Raw genomic sequence first — 17,532 nt, 5'->3', positions numbered from 1 at the left:
CATTGATTATCCGTGGTGGAAGGAGTCCAAGATGGCTGAGAGTAACCATTATTCGGTGCTGGTAGATAAATATATCTCGGAGTTTGCACCCGATGTACAGGTGAGATTACAGGCGTTAAGACAGATTATCCGCGAGTCGGCTCCGAACGCCGAAGAAAAGATCAGTTACAAGATGCCTACGTATGCACAGCATGGGAATCTGGTTCATTTTGCCGCATACCAGCATCATATTGGGTTTTACCCTGCTCCCAGTGGGATTCTGGCGTTTAAGGAGGAACTCTCCAAGTACAAAGGGGCTAAGGGATCTGTCCAGTTTCCGCTGGATCAGCCATTGCCGGAGGATCTGATCCGCCGGATTGTGGAGTATCGGGTGAAAGAAAATGTGGAAAAAGCTCGGGAGAAGAAGCAGAAGAAGTAGTAAATGGTAAAAACCTGTTAGTCTACTGAAGGGGAAGTACAGATGAACAAAGCACTAATCGTGTTGGATGTGCAGTATGGGATTACATCATTGAAGGATTTCACAGTTCAGTTGGGCAAAATTGAAGCGGTTATCGCTGATTTTGAACAGCAACATGAGCCAATCATATACATGAAACATGTAGATTACGATCAGGAGGGCTCTTCACTGTTCTATAAGAATACTGCAAACCTGGAGATTATAATGGGTACGGGTCAGTATCCCGTTATGGAGAAAAGCAAACCAAGTGCCTTCAGCAATCCGGAGCTAAGAACTTGGCTACAAGAGCATCAGGTAGAACATGTATTTATTGTTGGATTCAACATGGAATATTGTTGTCTGTTTACGGCAATTACTGCGGAACACGAAGGGTTTAAGGTAACCTTGATTGAGGGCGCAACAGGTTCGGTGAACACAGCGGAGACGTATGAGATGCCGGGTCTGGACATTCAGGATTTTGTCGGTTCGATTCTGAACTGGTCCAATTGTATTGAAGTTTTATATGTGGATGAGTATAAAGAAATGTATCGTATCTAGCGTGGTTTACATGTGACGCCGGAGATTTGAGTATGGTATAATAAGAGCAGATTAGACGTAAAATGCAAAGAGAGCCGTGCTGGTAACACGACTCCTCCGAGCAATAGCCGCTTTTAAGGGCGGTGGGCTCCGGTAACATAAGGGCACGATGAAATAGACCGCAATCCTTTGCTACGGGGGCGGTCTATTTGCGTTTATCGGACAGAATGGCAACGATGAGCGTACCAAAGGTAAGCATCAGCAAGATTGCTTCAAAAACTGTCACAGGGCATCCCTCCCTTCATGGCGAGGTAGCCGACCGACCCTTTAAGCCTATTCTATTGCTTTGTTGATTATAGCATATTTTGTAAGAAGCCAGTTGTTAGAAGCTGTTTATATGTAATTCGTTCATTAGCTGAAGAGCATCCCGAAACCCTTGTAAATAAATCTCTCTTTCCAGAAGTGTTTGCATAGAGAGTTGAGTATCTTCATATAGAAAAAGGGTTTGATTCAGTTGCTCCGGTAAAGCTTGGCGAATATTCTGAAAGTATTGATCAGATTCTTTAGATAGTTGGGTATAATCAGGCTGCGTGTGAGACAAATTGTTGTATAATAACTCTAAGCGCGTTCGGATTAACGGTTCTGCTAAAGATTCCAAGGATTCTTTCACTATATACACCTCTTTTTGAGTATTTGTAGATATTAAGTTTCCATTCGAACACTACAGTGTGCATTATGTTTATTTGAATATACAACTTGTAGTGTGCTTTGTCAACATCACAGTGTGCATTTTAGTTTGGAGGGGAATTCGTATGATCAAGGTTCATTTATCTCGTATTATGGGTGAGAAAAGAATTAATATTGCTGATTTATCCCGACTAACCGGATTACATAGAAATGGGATTGCCAAATTATATAATGAAGAAACCGATGGTGTGAAGTTCGATACGCTGAATCGAATATGTGAGGCTTTGGATTGTGACATCCAGGATATCATTGAGTTTATTAAGGACGAGAAGTGATCTTCAACAATTAGCTAAGGCCCTATACTAGTAAAAAATTGGACATATAGACCGTTACCTTATCGAAGGGACGGTCTTTTTCTGTTTGTATACACATACTGATCCGCACCGATTGCAAGCGTTACTCCCTTTCAGCGATTTTTCAGCCAGAGCCATTATAATACTCACGGAATCCTGTAATCGAAAAGGAGTTTTCGCATGTCTAAGGTGCTGCATAAGTCGTTTTATCTCATTTTGCTCGTGTTTGTTGCGGTGTTTATTGCCTCGTCCTTGTTGGTGCGGGCACAGTATAACTATGCATTGTATGGGGACAATCCCATTTTGGGCATGCAGCAGTGGAGTGTTTTTCTCCCGGTCATTCTTTTGCTTCTTGGTTCAGGTGTCGGGTTATACACTCTATGTCTGAAGCTGAACAAATACAGCCCAAAGATTGTCATTCCGATTGTGCTGTTATGTTCTCTGGTCATTCAGATCATCATCATTTTTGTATTTCCGAGAGTACCCACCGATGATTCACAGACCGTTCTCTCACTCGCCATGAACATGCTGTATGACCAAGACTACTCTTCGTTTGAAGTGGGTGGTTATCTGCACATGTTCCCGTTTAACTACTCGATCGTGTTGTACCTGAAGACATTGCTGTACCTGTTCCCGGACAACTATCTGGTCATCAAACTTTTTAATATTTTGTTTTCAACATTAACGACGTTCATGATTTATCTTATCTACAAACAAGTGAACGACAGATCCACGGAACGTGATTACGGTGTGTTAATCTTTGCAGCCACGTACCTGCCTTCCTTATTCCTGAACAACCTGATCTATAACGATGTGGTTGCTACAGCATTTCTGACATCTTGTTTATACTTTGTTATTCGTTTTGTACGTGAAAAGTCTTGGAAAACAATTGTTATTGCCGCCGTTTTTCTCACGTTGGGCAATTACTTCCGAAGCATTGGCGTGATCGTGCTAATCGCTGCCATCATATATATCCTGCTGAATATGCGGAGCATCGGAGCGAAGAAAGTTGTGATTTCCATCGGTGTGCTAGCTATGTTGTTTAATGTACCAACCTGGACTCAGAATGCGGTTCTTCAATCCTCCGGTGCTGTGAGCGACCCTGTCGGAGAGAATGCTGCACCGGTCTATATGTGGCTGAATATGGGGATTAATCTTGAGCGTTTTGGCTTCTGGGACAATATGGAGAGTTATCAGATCTATCAGAGGCAGGCTAACTACAGTAAGGCAGAGAGCGCAGTATTATTCAAACAAGAGATCAGCAACAAGTTGTCTGAAGCAAGTGCGAATGACTTGGTGCAGATGTATTACAAAAAGATTATATGGACCTGGACCGAAGGAACGTACCAGATGGACCGCTACGGAATCGGCAATGAAAGTTCCATGGGTGCCGGAAGAGGAAGGGGAGGCGGAATCGCAGGCTCCTACAGTTACACCAATGCGATAACAAAACTGTTACAAGGGGATTCGGTTTATCGGACAGGTTTGCTCTGGATCGTATATGTGATGAATTTTTTGATGTACTGTTTTATTTCCATCCGGTTGGTTGGTGGAATTCGTCGTAAACGGTATGATGAAGTCTCCTTAATCCTGGTCATTCTCGGATTCATCGGATTTTATATTCTGTGGGAGATTAAGTCGAGATACATCTACCCTGTATATCCGTTGTTGGTTGTGCTGTCCTATATGGGGTTCAAAGATACGTATGACTTCATATTCCATCGTAAAGGTACCTTTGGGCAATATTCCCTGAGAAAAAGGTGATCATATGCGAAAAAATAAATATTTCACATCGGTTACAATACTCCTTTTGCTGGGGTGCTCGATTATGCTTACGGCCTGTGATGTGATAACCGCTCAGAATATTACCAAGACCAGTTCTGTGCAAGGCATGAACGGTGGCGGTATGCCAAATGGTGGTGGCCTGGGAATGAATGGAGGAACACCGAGAGGTGGAAGAGGCACCGCGGGCATGAATGATCGAGCAGGCAGTCCTGGCATGACGCAGGGGATGATGAATGCCGACATTACTGGTAGAGTCATCTCCGTGAATGGAAACACAGTTACGCTGGCGTTACTTGAGGTGCAGGATACCTCATCTCCAAGCATGGAGTGGAAGGATACCGAAATGGAGATGAAGTTGAATATAGGTGATGATGTTGCTATCACTGAAGGCATCGGGACGCCGGGTTCGGGCAATTCCAGCCCACGTGCGAATTCGTCCATTCAAGTGTCTGATCTTCAAAAAGAAAACATCGTGATGGTGTGGTATAAGGACAACACCGAGACAGTGGAACGGGTGATGGTTGTCCAGTAAAAAATGATGGGATTATCGTCATTTTGTAATTGCTTACATTTGGCTTATCGGCTATTATGGTAACAACTGGTTTTTTGAAGGGAGTGAGCGTCATGAAACGACGGTCTAAGATGGCATGTTCCATTACTACAATGAAGGTAAGTATAAACTGAATAATTCCGGCAGATCATTCAGATACAGTGTGGGACACATCCAGTTTCCCAGTCGATCTGAGATCTGCTGATATATAGGGATATAACTGCTCATTTTTTCTGGCGTATGCGAGGTTTATTTGCTTGTGCAAATTTCTCATACACTCAGAACTTTTAAAAGCCGCAGGCATAGCCTGCGGCTTTTTGCGCGCAAAAATAGACATTCGTTGCCTACGAGCAATCCACATGAAATGATCAAAAAGGAGAAATACCCATGTTAACATTAAAATATTTATTTCAACATAATAATCTTGCCGAGATGATTCTAAAGAATTGGAGTTATGATCCTGAATCGCTGGACATGTTTCAGTATTATCGTATATCCTCCAATGCCGTGTATCCGTTCAGAGATCAGGGGGAAGTGCGATTGCTTCGATTTGCCCCGGTAGAGGAAAAAAATCGAAGCAACCTCAGCGCTGAACTGGAGTTCCTCCGTTATCTTCGAACGAATCAGTATGGAGCCATGGAGCCTGTACCTGCCCATTCAGGGGCAGAACTCGTAGAGGCTCACACGCCATGGGGAACGTACTTTTCTTCCGTATTCAAGCGAGTACCCGGATCGCAGTTAGGAAGCATTGATTTGAATGACTCCATCCTGTACAGCTATGGTCAGGCGTTGGGTGAGCTGCATCATTTATCACGTACATTCATGCCTGAGCAGAAGGAGAAACGCTGGACCTATACGGAGGTTTTGGATTGGATGCAGGAGATCCTGAAGGGTTTTCCTGGTGAAACGGCTGCTTTGAACGAGGTGGAGTTTCTCCGAACATATTTTGCGACTTGGCCGATGACCCAGCAAAATTTCGGACTCATCCACTACGATTTTGAATTGGATAATGTCTTCTATGACGAAGATAGCCAGTCTTGTTATGCCATTGATTTTGATGACTCGATGTATCACTGGTACGCGATGGACGTGGAACAGAGTCTGGATAGTTTACGTGAGGAGATCGAGCCTGAACAATGGGAGCAGAAGAAGCAATTGTTCCTGAACGGGTATTGGTCCAAGGCGGGAGAACGTTATGATCTGGAGAGTATGTTCCCCGCTTGTCGCCGTTTTGCCAACTTGTACGGTTATGTGCGTATGCTTCGATCTGTTGCAGAGCAGTGGTCACATGAGCCGGAGTGGATGAGCGGACTAAGAGCGAGGTTAGCGAGGATAATGAATGAAAAGGCAGAGCAATTTGGTCATCCGATTTAAAGTCTACACGTAAAAAGTTATATCCACCAACACATTGAACACTGAACATTGAACGTATGTCATGTCTCATACCATAATCAGTCCTCATAACAAACAAACCAGCTGGGAATTCAATGTAGAATTCCTAAGCTGGTTTTTACATGTTACTCGGTATAATCACTTATCGCAGTTCGCCCCGCCTCTACACTGATCCAGTAGGAATAATCTTCGCGTACGTCCACATAGAGGTTAAGTTCCTTTGCATCAAGGTTACTTACCGTGAGTTTAAAATTGCCATAAGCATCTGTTGTAACCTGCTGCGTCTGGATGTGCTCTACAGCAGGCGAAGGACCATGGATTTTAATTGGCATCGTCTGGTTGGCATACGCCGGGAATGTACCTTGAAGGACCAGCGTGTGATCGACAGAATATACTGCTTTCATGGTCTGATCCGGTAGTCCGCCATTCTTTTCATTCTCGGTAGCTTCAGTAGCATTCTTCGGTCTGCTCCATAGTTCGAAGCCTTTTTCCTTCAGGTTCTGGAGAAAAACAACAGCCTCAGCCCGGGTCAAGGATTCTTGTCCCGCATAACCTTGCACCGTAGCTGCAGTTTTGCCGGAAGAGTATCCCATGTTCAGCAGATACCGGATGGCATCTTCATCCTGGGTATAATTTTTACCGCCAAGCCCCGCCACGATTACGGCTACTTCTGTTCGGTTCAAGGCATGATTGCGCAGCTTCGGATTTTGTTTGCTGGCATCCAGTTTCAGATTCAACGCGGAAGCATAGGTATAATAACGATCACTCCAGATGTTTCCTTGGATAGCTTGTCCCTCTGCAGCATCAATGCTCTGAATGACATCGGAATTCGCATACAGCTTAAACAACATGGAGAGGAATTCGGCTTCACTCACCTGATTGTTGGGTTTGAACGTTCCATCCTCGTATCCACTGACCATCTCCTGTTGAACGGCCCATTGAATGGCATCTTTCGCCCAATGTGTACGGATATCAGTTAATTGGGGGATTCCCGTGACCGTAACAGAGACAACCACTTCTTTCCCTTCAAAACGAATCCGAATTTCGGCTTTACCAGCCTGAAGTCCAATGATTTTTCCATCCTTGATGGCAATGCGATCTGACGTCGTGGTGAAGGAAACGTTAGATTGTGGAACATAGGATGTTCCGTTATCATTCACTGCAGTGATTGAAGGTAGATCAATCTGTTCTCCTGCTCGGACGTTCAGGTTTTGTTGTCCTGGCGTTATACGGGTAAGAGTGGCATCTTGAACACCGTCAACATGGAAGAAACGTGTGGAGTATGAGATCTCCGCTGCTGTACCATTTTTCTTTTGCAGACCTGTAATTCGAATGTTGAACGTATCGCCGTTCTTTAACAATTGCACATCGTCCGGACGGAAGATGATGGCGTAGCCATATCCATATCCACCTGTCTCTACATTGAAATAGGCTTGATTAAACCATTGTTTATCCGCAGGGTCCACGTTGTAATAACCGGTTGGAAAGCCACTATTCTGATTCTTGGCATTAAAGGTCCACGTACGTTGATCGGAAGTTCGAGTCATCTCGACCTGTACCTCAGATAGTGATGGTTTCGCGAATACATCTGTATTCAGTTGAACAGACCAGGCCTGTGTACTGCCAAAGGCTTCGATTGGAAATGCGCCCTGATTCGGGAACAGGCTGTAGTTGAACGAAGTTCCCCCAGTTCTGCTTTTATCAAATACCTGCATGGCACTATAGTACTGATCATATGTCTTGCCTGCTTCACTACGAGTGGCGAGTCCAAAACCGATTCGTTGCAGTTGTGGACTCAAAATCCAGCGCCGATGACCGAGTCGATCAATATTGGAGGCGTCTGAATCATTCATGTAGGCCTGTATGCTTTTTGTCAGGACGTTATTCTTGGCACTGCTGGTAAGGTACAGATTGGAGCTGCTGGCAGACTTTAAACCGGTATCAAAGAAATCCTTTGGCATATCTCCTGGCTGCTCTGGATAATGGGACAGGTATCCACCCGTGGAGACCACAACAGCCCCATGCTGGGCTTGACGATTCAAGGTAGGATCAAGGACAAGATCGCCCTGTAGCCCCGTGATAAAACGATAAAAGTTGGCTGCGTTCAGCCCTTGTTCCAGATAGGCGTCACTTACCACACCAGCAGAGTAGGCAGCACTTGTCGAAGGTATCTCTGTATACAGGGGAGATGTATCATTGCCATTCATCCACTGATTCCACTTTTGAATGATCTCCTGCTGACTTCGCTCAGGTAACAAACTGTCGACCTGTTCCGCATGTGCCGCTTGAGCACCCCATAACAGAAACAGCAGCCCTGCCAAGGGCAGAGTGAACAGTGAATGCTTTTTATTTTTCCGGTAAACCATGTTTCCAACCCCTCTCATATCTGAACGTACGAAGAACATATGCATGTTCAGCATTATGGTATATTCATCGACATTACAGCTGGTTTTGCTTAGAGCCAGGCATGAGAGCATAAGGCCGAGCATATAAAGGAGGGTGTTTAAATTAGGGAGTTGGTGGTTCATTTGTTGAAAAAAGAGCACAGGCTACCCCGCTGATTCGGGACAGCTTATGCTCTTTCTACATATGTATCTACTTTTAGTCGAGACTCAGGTCGAAATCAGGCTCACACATATAATCTAATGGGTACAGATCATCTCGTGCCGAGATTAATGCACGGAAATGCAGATCCCTGATACCGTGCTCAGTTACGCTTTCATCTGAGCGATTGGAGACAAGTTCAGCTAACACAAATACGTCTTCTGCGAGGTTACATTTAAAAAGAACATTTTTCGGATGAATGACTTCCTCCAGGTAACTATACGTCATCACGTGAAATGTTTGTCCGCGCCAGTTTGTCTTGATCACTTTATAGGATTGCGTTCGCACCAGATCCAAATAACGTTCCAGCTGGAACGTATGCTCGAATTGCGTAATGTAACCTTTTTTGTCCACATCAATCGTAAATTCGACATCATAGCTCACATGCATTTCATCTTTATAAGTTCCGTTCATAACCTTCATGTTGTCAAAGTGTGATCCGAATTCCGGATCTTCCACATAGGGAATGGTAATGAGTTCGGGGTCAACATATTCTGTGATCTTACTGTTACTGGAAGGTGAAGTGTAATACTTCGATGGCTGAAGATCAATCGATCCAATCATGCTTCCTGGGAAACCGGGGCTGCAAGTTATTCGCATAGTCATCTCCTTAGTTGTTGGTCAGTAGTTAGACGAACGAGTAAGAATAAAGTTGCACCAGAATAAGGAAATGAACCCGGTAGTTCCATCTCCCAACATCGAGTCGGAACGAGTGGTAGGTAGTTTTCTTCTCATATGAACAGGAGTACTGGCACTATTTCCAATCTACCTACTCTTTTGATACAGTAACTGTAGGACTCGGAGAGGAGTCCATCTAATGAATGTGAATGAACATGTGATCGAACAACAGTCTCTTACCTTTGTAGGCATCAAACGAACGTTCTCTTGTGTGGATGGTGATAATTTAAGAGAGATTCCTAAGATGTGGCAGGATGCTTTGGTAGATGGAATTGAGGAACGTTTAAACGGGTTCAACAACGGAGCCATTCCCGGTTTGGTAGGCATCTGTGTAGATCAGCGAGAGCTGAAGGACAATCAGATGGAGTATTGGATTGCTACCTCTTACTCAGGTGAAGTGCCTGAAGGTTTGGTGTCCATCGAACTTCCCGCGTCCCATTGGGTTGTATTTGAAGCGGATGAATTAATGCCGGAGGCGATACAACGGTTGTGGCACTATATTATGACAGAGTGGTTTCCTTCCACTTCATATCAGCATGCAGGGATTCCAGAACTTGAAGTGTACAAAGGTGATGGCACACCTCCCCAAGTCTGGATACCTGTAAAATCTGTGTGAGCAAAATTGAATTAGGAGGTCTGCGATGTTATCCAATAAAGTAATTGATCATTGCCAGGAGCAAGGCTGGTGGCATAAAGATGTTCCAGCAGCCTACGAAGAAGCATTGCGGAAGCTTGGAATTGATCTTCAATCGGATTTTGCACAATTTTATCTACATGCAGAGGATGGACCGACTTTCTACAGCAGGCATCAGGAGTTGTATCAGATCTGCTGGTTTATGGAGAACACCGTGTATATGGAAGACATGAATGTAGCACAGCTTACACTGGGACTTCCCGAGGCGTATATTCCACTGGACAGTTTTGAAGGTGAAGGTGGATTTTTCTACAACCGTCAGACGGGAGAAGTGGTGCTGGTGGAACTGGGTGAATCGATTGAACGGTTTCTTAATGGTGAGAGTGAGCCGCAGTGGGCTGATTTCAATGCTTTTCTGGAGTGGTATTTCGTTCTAGAGGAGGATACGGTGCAATGAAAGATCTAACACCGGAACATGCCGAACTGGAGCGACAAATTGTAGAAACGGTAGAAGCCGGTAATGTACTGGATGAGACGCAGCAGCATGAACAAGCACTTATCTATTATGATCAGGCATGGGGCATGTTGCCCGAGCCGAAGATGGAATGGGAGATTGCAAGCTGGATCGCATCCTGCCATGCGAATGCACATATCGATCTGAAGCAGTATGAACTGGCGAAGCCGTGGGCTGAGATATCGTTAAGTACGCGGAGTTCAGATAGAAATACGAGTCCGTTGATCGATCTCGGCATGATCTGCATGAGACTTGAACAGCATGACGAGGCGTATTCGTATCTGCATCAGGCGTATGAGTTTGGCAGAGAGCGTGCATTTCAGGGAAGCCCAAGGGACGTGTTGAACTATTATAAGGAAGAGCGCGCCAAGAGAAAGTAGAGTGATTCCGACCCTACCATGAAACGAAAAGGGTACCCCGGTTTGGCCAAACATGACCACAGGAGTACCCTTTCGAGTTGAATATTCGTTTATTACAGGATGTTTGACTTCATCTAATCCGAAATGTTACGCGTATAGTATTCAATAATATCCTTACGACGGATAATACCGAGGAAGACACGATCGACATCCACCACGGGCACAAAATTTTGGTCTGCTGCAAGTGTCAGCATATCCTCCATTTCAGCCTCAATGAATACACATTCATTATATACCCGATTGTTAATCTCATGGACCTGAACCTGATCCATCGTATCAAAAGTCAATCCGGGTGTATTTCGCATTTTCCATAACAAATCGCCTTCGGACAGGGTAGCAACATATTTTCCATCCTGGTCAATCACGGGAATGGCGGTGTAGTGTTGCGATTCCAATTGCTCAATAGCATCTTTCATGGAAGCGGTAGACTTGATATAGGCCACTTCGGCTTTGGGGAGTAAAAAATAGCTGATTTCCATCATCGGGCTCCTTTTCAGCCTTTTGCATAGCAAAAAAGCTTTAGTATGTAATCTCACTCTCCTTATTTAAACATATTATGTGAGCTTTCGGCTATTTTTAATGATAAATTCATCAGATTTGTTTCATTGTTTAAATGGCTCTGGAAATCTATAGTGTATATTAGAGGTGATGTAACCATGAAATCAAAACGTAAATTAATGTACGGACTGCTGCCCATCTTGTTTGCAGGTGGAATCGGAATGTATCTATACATGCAGAATAACAAAGAAGCAGAGGCCAAACCCCAGACTACCGTGAATCAGTACATAGAGCATCTGCAAAAAAAAGAATTTGACCAGTTGTACACCTTGATGACACCTGCTTCGCTGCAAGAGTCGGGCATGAACAAGGAACAATTTGTTGAGAAATACAATGCGATCTATTCGGGTATGGAAGTATCCACCATCAAGGCGGAGGTTAAACCTGTGGATGTTGCCGAAACGGCTTCCGATGGCAGTAAGACCGATGCAGAGAAACAAAACCCGGATACGTATGAGGTGGATTATAATCTGCAACTGACAACTTTTTTGGGAGAAGTCAGTGAGACGCATACATTGAAACTGGTCCGGCACGAGCTTGAGGACGGGGGCAAAAACTGGCAAATTAACTGGCAGCCTTCGCTGATCCTGAATGACATGGTTAAGGGCAGTAAGGTACGAGTGAGGACACTGTTCCCGGATCGTGGAGACATTGTGGATCGTGATGGTTTGCCGCTTGCTACCAAGGGCACGATGAATGAATGGGGCATTGTACCTGAGAAACTTGGGGATAACCCGGATCAGATGATTGCCCGAATCGCGAGCCATTATCAGGTTTCGGAAGATGCCATTCAGAAGGCGCTTGCGCAGACATGGGTGAAGCCGGAGTATTTTGTCCCGATTGGTTCAACGGAGGAGTTTGACGTACCAGAATCTTTAAGCGGAGTTACGATGCAAAGCAAGGAAATCCGCTATTATCCACTCGGCGAGGCGGCTGCGCACCTGATTGGTTACGTGCGCAAAGCCACCAAGGAAGATCTGGATAAGGATACGGAAGGGTATTATCGCGCAGAGGATTGGATTGGTAAAGCGGGTTTGGAGCAGTCCATGGAGAAGCAACTGCGTGGTGAACGTGGTGGTCTGATCGAAATCACCGATGAATCCGGTAACTCCCGTTCTGAGCTTATTCGCAAGGAAGCTGTAGATGGACAGAATGTTCAGCTGACGATTAGCTCCAAACAGCAAAAGAAATTGTATCAGACTTTATCCAGTGGTGGAGACGCCGGTGCGATGGTACTGATGAATCCGACGGACGGCAACCTGCTGGCGTTGGTCAGTGCGCCTTCCTATAACCCGAACAAGATGGTTACAGGACTTACTCAGGCAGAGTGGGATGCTTATTCGGCGAATGAGAAACTTCCTTTTATCAACAGAGTCACTACCCGGTATGCACCAGGATCAACCTTCAAAGCGATTACTGCCGCAGCGGGACTGATGGAGAAGGTGACCAGAGCGGACAAAACCCATGATATCTCTGGCTTGCAATGGCGTAAAGACGATAGTTGGGGCGGTTATTATGTCAAGCGTGTGAAGAGTTTATCCCCGGTTAACATGGTCGATGCACTAGTGTACTCGGACAATATTTACTTTGCCATGGAAGCGATCGAGATGGGCAGTGCCAAGTTTATTGATGGGATTCAGAAGTTTGGTTTTGGCGATAACTTTGGACTGGATGAACTGTATCTGAAGCCGAGCCAATATGCCAACGAAGCGAATCTGAATCTGTCGTCCGAGGTGTTGCTCGCTGATACGTCCTACGGGCAAGGGGAGATGTTGATGTCCCCGATTCATCTGGCATCGTCATTTACACCTTTTATTAATGAAGGGAAGCTGGTGAAACCTGTTCTAATCGAGGGAAAAGAAAGCACTGACCCTGAGGTAATTATTACTCCGGAAGCCGCAAATACGGTTAAGGATGCTTTGGGAGAAGTTGTTTCCCGGCAGGGAGGTACCGCCCATACCTTGAATTCAATTCCTGGAGGACTCGCGGGCAAGACGGGAACAGCGGAACTGAAAGCAAAGAAGGGAGAGAAGGGGCAGGAAAACGGATTTTTCGTAGTGTTTGATACCGACTCTCCTACCTTCCTGTTATCCGCTGTCATTGAAGAGGTGAACGGCCGAGGTGGGAGCCACTATGTCGTGGATAAATTAAAGCCTTTTTTGGAAAAGTTGGAGATTACGCAGTAACTCTGATTTAATATATAGCTTCGCAAGCATAATAAATAGCCCGGTCACCATGTTATGGTTCTCACATGTGACTGGGCCTTTTTTTATTTTATTCAATATGGAATCATTTATTTCCTTGCAGTGATTATGAAGCGTGCCGAGTTGGTACGAATGCCCTTCTCGTCGTGATGTTCATTCACAAACTGCTGGAATCGCTCGAAGTCAGTGTCTACCTTCCCGAAATCAGGAATGATGGGTGCATGGGTTAGGAGAAACATCAAATCTTCGGGTGTAGCATAATGCTCCACCACATTATATTCACGGACCTGAATGTCATGGAAACCTGCTTTTTGAAGTTCATGCTTGTATCGTTCCATCAATGTGCCAGGTTGAATGCCAAGGCTCTGTCCACGGCCAAAAGCTTCTGAAAGGTTGGATTTATCATGTTCGCTGACCTGCTGGGTTAGAAATATCCCACCCTGAGCAAGAACCCTAAATACTTCTGAAGCAGAGAACCCAGAGTGTCTGGAAGATACCACATTAAAGAAGCAATCTGGAAAATGCAGTTTTTCTGCGTCCATATGAAGAAAGCGTACATTGGAATGACCCCCCATAGCCTGAAGATTATGCTGTGCGGTCTCAATCATTCCTTGAGCGAGATCAATTCCCACCAGCAATAAAGTTTCTTCCGCAATGGACAGAATAGCTTCTCCACCACCCGTTCCGATATCCAGCAACAGATCGGACGATCGCGTATGACGAACAACTTCCTCATAGAAGTTCCATCCGATTTTCTCCGAGACAACGTTCATGGAGCTGAAGTTCCAGCCATTCGTCCGGCCTACGCGCTCATAAAAGTCAGCGTAATCTATTTTGTTTTTCATTTTCATATTCCTCCAATGTGAGTTTGTTTGAACAGGACAAGAGAGTTGTGCTAATCGTTCTAATGTAAATGGTCGAATAGGATCAAATTGGACAGACGTAGCCCTTGATAGCTGGTACGCGTTTTGACCCAGCCCGACGACTAATTACTTCGAACAATTCGGAGCAACATCCATGTCACCTCACAAGTCGGAATGTCTCCATTATATTCAATTGACAGCGTATTCGCGAGGTGTTATTTTGAGGTGGAATCTATTCTATGAGTTCGAGGTGATCTATGGTGGCTATTCGTGCTAAGCAGATTTTTGTCAATTTACCTGTTCAAGATTTGAAGAAATCCGTTGAATTTTTTACCAAGTTGGGGTTTGAGTTTGACGCCAATTTTACGGACGAATCTGCTACTTGTATGATCATCGGGGAAAATATTTACGCCATGCTTCTGGTGGAGGAACGTTTCCAATCCTTCATCTCGAAAAAAATCTCCAATGCTGCCGATACAACCGAAGTCATCGTTGCCCTGTCTGTAGATAGCCGTGAGCAGGTAGATTTGATTGTACAAGCTGCCCTTGATGCAGGAGCGAAGCCATCCAACGAACCACAGGATCATGGATTCATGTATGGATGGAGTTTTCAGGATCTGGATGATCATCTGTGGGAAGTCTCCTATATGGATCTAAGCGCTTTTCCTTCGGCGTGACAAAATGAAAATAAGTAGAGCCTTCCTATAGTTTATAGGAAGGTTTTTTTGCATCCATTTATTATCGGAAGTATGCATTCACACATCCCCATGTACATGGACATGAATAGGATAACCCGAGCTTGTTAAAAACGATCACAGGGAGATGACCATGACTCGTTCAAACGTGAAAAGTTATCGCTATCGTATTGGTAAAAAGCATTATATCGTAATCCAGATTCACCAAACGGCGAAGGGCTATGCTGACTCAGGTAACGTACTTGCAAGTAATGCAGTTAACGTGCAGATCATGAAACAGAAAGGTCGCCGTTCTTCTCGCAGACGTTAGTCTGGCAGCAGAAAAGAGAAGTGGGGAGGGGGATGAATGATGAGTACACGCAGAAAGAAAGCAAAACAGGTTAACCGGGTGGACGTGGACAAAAGCCGTTTGAAATTCCAGGCACGACAGTCTGCCAAAGCTTCGGTTGGACAGGGCGGTAATGCATTCGCGATCAATGCCAACGAACTGGGCAACATCCGGGTGCGCGCAGGACAGCAATAATAAACTAGATAGAGGTACCATACGAGGATGGTCAGTTGAAGACATTGCATGGTCAAGGTAAAAAAAGTGAAATAATTGTAGAGGGAGGGTTGGCTTATGTGCCAACTCTCCTTTTTGATTGCTTATATTCGATGTATCTGTTAAAATACAGAACGAATGTTCAGTATGCATGGGACGGAGTGAAATGGAATGAATATGAATAAAAAGCAACTTCAAACCGAGCAGACCAAGAAAAAACTTGCGGATGCTTCCAAAGCCCTTTTTGTACAAAAAGGTTATAAAGCAACGTCCATCGAGGATATTGTAGCTGCGACGGGCAGCAGCAAGGGCAATATATATTACCATTTTAAAAGTAAGGAAGGTCTGTTCCTCTATCTCATCGATGAGTGGGACCGGGAGTGGGAAGAGAGCTGGGCGGCCAAAGAACATCTGTATCGCACCTCCACGGAGAAGATTTACGGGCTGGCTGAACAACTTGTCATGGATGACATGAATCACCCGCTGACAAAGGCTGCTGATGAGTTTTTCACAGGGGAAAAGAAAGAAAATGATATTGAGGAGCGGATCTCCTTAATGTTTGAGCGGCATATTCAATTTAATAAACAAATGATAGAACAAGGGATTGAGAGCGGTGAGTTCAAAGCAGACAATGTAAATAATCTCGCGCTTATATTGGAAAGTACCATTATTGGTCTTAGTCAGATGTCACGGGGGATGGAGCCTGATCAGGCTCTTGCGTTATACCGCCAGGCTGCCAGTGTATTCTTGCACGGGATTGCAAAAGATAAAGATTAAGCAACATTTTGACAACTACGGAGGATGGAATTCATGGCATTACTTACACGGAACAGGGGCGCACTGCTGCTGTTAATGTTTAATATTTTTCTTGTTTTTACGGGTATTGGTCTAGTTGTGCCGATCATGCCTGCGTATATGGATCTACTGCATATCACCGGATTCACGGTTGGATTGCTGGTAGCGGCATTTTCCTTCACCCAGTTTCTGTTCTCCCCGCTTGCGGGTCGTTGGTCGGATACATGGGGACGTAAAAAAATTATCGTTGGCGGCATGCTGATCTTTGCCGTATCGGAGTTTATGTTTGGTGCGGTCAATGCACCAGTCTTGCTCTTCGCAGCCCGGATGTTAGGCGGTATTGGTGCGGCAATGATCTTCCCGGCGGTTATGGCTTATACCGCAGATATTACAACAGAGGAAGAACGCGGCAAAGGTATGGGATTGATTAATGCAGCGATTACAACCGGCTTTATCATCGGCCCGGGAATTGGTGGATACATCGCGGACTTTGGCATTCGAATTCCGTTCTACGCCGCTGGGGTTGCCGGTTTGCTGGCATCCATCATTACATTGATTATTTTGCCGGAATCCACGCGAAGCACAGGAGAGCAAACTAAACCTGTGGCTGGTGCAGAGAAGGTTAAAGCTCCAGGTATGGTATCCCAATTGCTGAATTCGTACCGTGAACCGTACTTTTTCAGCTTGATTATCGTGTTTGTTATGGCATTTGGTCTGGCGAACTATGAGACGGTATTTTCACTGTTTGTGGATCACAAGTTTGGTTTCACGACCAAAGACATTGCATTTATCATTACATTTGGTTCCATCGCGGGTGCGGTTGTGCAAGTATCCCTGATCGGTTGGTTGCTCAATCGGTTTGGTGAAAAGATGGTCATTTCGGTCTGTCTGTTGTTTGTAGCCGTATTTGTACTGTTGACCTTGTTTGTGCATACGTACTGGCTCATTCTTGTCGTAACGTTTATCGTCTTTCTAGGTATGGACATTTTACGTCCGGCGATCAGTACACAGATGTCCAAACTAGCACAAGAACAACAGGGCTTTGTGGCCGGACTGAACTCGGCGTATACCAGTTTGGGGAATATCGCGGGTCCAATTGTAGCTGGAGCACTATTTGATGTGAATATTAACTATCCTTACGTCTCGGCAGCTGCCGTTTTGGCGATCTGTTTCCTGTTATCCCTGCGGGTACTCAGAGGGGCCAAAGCGGTGAACCAACCGAAGGCTGAAATGTAATTTTATAATTGGAAAAGAAAGCTTCCACATCAATGCTTCAACACCAAATAA

21 protein-coding genes are annotated in these 17,532 nt (G+C 45.0%); 15 read left to right on the top strand and 6 right to left on the bottom strand.

The window, feature by feature from the left end:
• Positions 1 to 31 precede the first annotated feature (31 nt).
• Positions 32 to 418, top strand: coding sequence for an iron chaperone (locus tag AC6CIF_RS24425; RefSeq protein ID WP_498201851.1), 387 nt, complete (start codon positions 32 to 34; stop codon positions 416 to 418).
• Positions 419 to 460: 42 nt separating this feature from the next.
• Positions 461 to 994 carry an isochorismatase family protein gene (locus AC6CIF_RS24420; protein ID WP_498201849.1) on the top strand — a complete coding sequence of 178 codons (534 nt, stop codon included), beginning with the start codon at positions 461 to 463 and terminating at the stop codon, positions 992 to 994.
• Positions 995 to 1,178: 184 nt separating this feature from the next.
• Here the strand turns inward: AC6CIF_RS24420 and AC6CIF_RS24415 are convergent, their stop codons facing one another.
• Both AC6CIF_RS24415 and AC6CIF_RS24410 read right to left on the bottom strand, forming a co-directional pair.
• The gene (locus tag AC6CIF_RS24415; protein ID WP_373888078.1) at positions 1,179 to 1,259 is read right to left on the bottom strand and encodes a putative holin-like toxin; all 81 of its coding nucleotides are present in this window, start codon (positions 1,257 to 1,259) and stop codon (positions 1,179 to 1,181) included.
• Between the two features lie 96 nt (positions 1,260 to 1,355).
• On the bottom strand, positions 1,356 to 1,643 hold the full coding sequence (locus AC6CIF_RS24410) for a DUF6809 family protein (protein ID WP_076253750.1): 288 nt from the start codon (positions 1,641 to 1,643) through the stop codon (positions 1,356 to 1,358).
• A 142-nt stretch (positions 1,644 to 1,785) separates the two neighbouring features.
• Between AC6CIF_RS24410 and AC6CIF_RS24405 the strand changes: the two genes are divergently transcribed.
• From AC6CIF_RS24405 to AC6CIF_RS24390, 4 genes are all read left to right on the top strand, one after another.
• A complete protein-coding gene (locus AC6CIF_RS24405) occupies positions 1,786 to 1,995 on the top strand; it encodes a helix-turn-helix domain-containing protein (RefSeq protein WP_036605982.1) in 210 nt (69 codons plus the stop codon).
• 198 nt (positions 1,996 to 2,193) lie between these two features.
• Positions 2,194 to 3,777, top strand: coding sequence for a glycosyltransferase family 39 protein (locus tag AC6CIF_RS24400; protein ID WP_498201847.1), 1,584 nt, complete (start codon positions 2,194 to 2,196; stop codon positions 3,775 to 3,777).
• 4 nt (positions 3,778 to 3,781) lie between these two features.
• Entirely contained in the window at positions 3,782 to 4,330 is a 549-nt protein-coding gene (locus AC6CIF_RS24395) for a hypothetical protein (RefSeq protein WP_498201845.1), read from the top strand.
• A gap of 405 nt (positions 4,331 to 4,735) precedes the next feature.
• Positions 4,736 to 5,722: a phosphotransferase enzyme family protein gene (locus AC6CIF_RS24390; RefSeq protein ID WP_498201844.1), complete on the top strand. Its 987-nt coding sequence runs from the start codon at positions 4,736 to 4,738 to the stop codon at positions 5,720 to 5,722.
• 143 nt (positions 5,723 to 5,865) lie between these two features.
• On the opposite strand, the gene AC6CIF_RS24385 is transcribed toward AC6CIF_RS24390, so the two are convergent.
• Both AC6CIF_RS24385 and AC6CIF_RS24380 read right to left on the bottom strand, forming a co-directional pair.
• Positions 5,866 to 8,106, bottom strand: coding sequence for an S-layer homology domain-containing protein (locus AC6CIF_RS24385; RefSeq protein ID WP_498201843.1), 2,241 nt, complete (start codon positions 8,104 to 8,106; stop codon positions 5,866 to 5,868).
• Between the two features lie 235 nt (positions 8,107 to 8,341).
• Complete coding sequence (locus tag AC6CIF_RS24380) at positions 8,342 to 8,944, bottom strand: hypothetical protein (protein ID WP_498201842.1); 603 nt, start codon at positions 8,942 to 8,944, stop codon at positions 8,342 to 8,344.
• Positions 8,945 to 9,161: 217 nt separating this feature from the next.
• On the opposite strand from AC6CIF_RS24380, the gene AC6CIF_RS24375 reads away from it, so the two are divergent.
• From AC6CIF_RS24375 to AC6CIF_RS24365, 3 genes are read left to right on the top strand one after another with little or no spacing between them, the layout of a single operon-like run.
• Entirely contained in the window at positions 9,162 to 9,638 is a 477-nt protein-coding gene (locus AC6CIF_RS24375) for a GyrI-like domain-containing protein (RefSeq protein ID WP_498201841.1), read from the top strand.
• A gap of 25 nt (positions 9,639 to 9,663) precedes the next feature.
• Positions 9,664 to 10,113, top strand: coding sequence for a hypothetical protein (locus tag AC6CIF_RS24370; protein WP_498201840.1), 450 nt, complete (start codon positions 9,664 to 9,666; stop codon positions 10,111 to 10,113).
• A complete protein-coding gene (locus AC6CIF_RS24365; protein WP_498201839.1) occupies positions 10,110 to 10,550 on the top strand; it encodes a tetratricopeptide repeat protein in 441 nt (146 codons plus the stop codon). The genes AC6CIF_RS24370 and AC6CIF_RS24365 overlap by 4 nt, the downstream gene beginning before the upstream one ends.
• Before the next feature lie 113 nt (positions 10,551 to 10,663).
• Here AC6CIF_RS24365 and AC6CIF_RS24360 read toward each other — a convergent pair whose 3' ends face one another.
• Positions 10,664 to 11,068 carry a CBS domain-containing protein gene (locus tag AC6CIF_RS24360; RefSeq protein WP_047840578.1) on the bottom strand — a complete coding sequence of 135 codons (405 nt, stop codon included), beginning with the start codon at positions 11,066 to 11,068 and terminating at the stop codon, positions 10,664 to 10,666.
• Positions 11,069 to 11,245: 177 nt separating this feature from the next.
• On the opposite strand from AC6CIF_RS24360, the gene pbp4 reads away from it, so the two are divergent.
• Positions 11,246 to 13,333, top strand: a complete 2,088-nt coding sequence (pbp4, locus tag AC6CIF_RS24355; RefSeq protein ID WP_498201838.1) for a penicillin-binding protein PBP4(5) — start codon at positions 11,246 to 11,248, stop codon at positions 13,331 to 13,333.
• A gap of 107 nt (positions 13,334 to 13,440) precedes the next feature.
• Here pbp4 and AC6CIF_RS24350 read toward each other — a convergent pair whose 3' ends face one another.
• A complete protein-coding gene (locus AC6CIF_RS24350) occupies positions 13,441 to 14,196 on the bottom strand; it encodes a class I SAM-dependent methyltransferase (protein WP_498201837.1) in 756 nt (251 codons plus the stop codon).
• Positions 14,197 to 14,474: 278 nt separating this feature from the next.
• On the opposite strand from AC6CIF_RS24350, the gene AC6CIF_RS24345 reads away from it, so the two are divergent.
• The 5 genes from AC6CIF_RS24345 (at position 14,475) to AC6CIF_RS24325 (ending at position 17,481) form a co-directional block, all read left to right on the top strand.
• Positions 14,475 to 14,891 (top strand): VOC family protein, encoded by a 417-nt coding sequence (locus tag AC6CIF_RS24345; protein ID WP_498201956.1) that lies wholly within the window; start codon positions 14,475 to 14,477, stop codon positions 14,889 to 14,891.
• A 151-nt stretch (positions 14,892 to 15,042) separates the two neighbouring features.
• Positions 15,043 to 15,219 (top strand): hypothetical protein, encoded by a 177-nt coding sequence (locus AC6CIF_RS24340; protein ID WP_498201836.1) that lies wholly within the window; start codon positions 15,043 to 15,045, stop codon positions 15,217 to 15,219.
• Positions 15,220 to 15,255: 36 nt separating this feature from the next.
• Positions 15,256 to 15,432 carry a hypothetical protein gene (locus AC6CIF_RS24335; RefSeq protein WP_498201835.1) on the top strand — a complete coding sequence of 59 codons (177 nt, stop codon included), beginning with the start codon at positions 15,256 to 15,258 and terminating at the stop codon, positions 15,430 to 15,432.
• A 195-nt stretch (positions 15,433 to 15,627) separates the two neighbouring features.
• Complete coding sequence (locus tag AC6CIF_RS24330) at positions 15,628 to 16,227, top strand: TetR/AcrR family transcriptional regulator (protein ID WP_498201955.1); 600 nt, start codon at positions 15,628 to 15,630, stop codon at positions 16,225 to 16,227.
• Between the two features lie 33 nt (positions 16,228 to 16,260).
• Positions 16,261 to 17,481 (top strand): MFS transporter, encoded by a 1,221-nt coding sequence (locus AC6CIF_RS24325; protein ID WP_498201834.1) that lies wholly within the window; start codon positions 16,261 to 16,263, stop codon positions 17,479 to 17,481.
• Positions 17,482 to 17,532 lie beyond the last annotated feature (51 nt).

It is taken from the genome of Paenibacillus sp. GQ49 (assembly GCF_059759055.1).
This window is presented reverse-complemented; position numbering and strand designations above follow the sequence as displayed.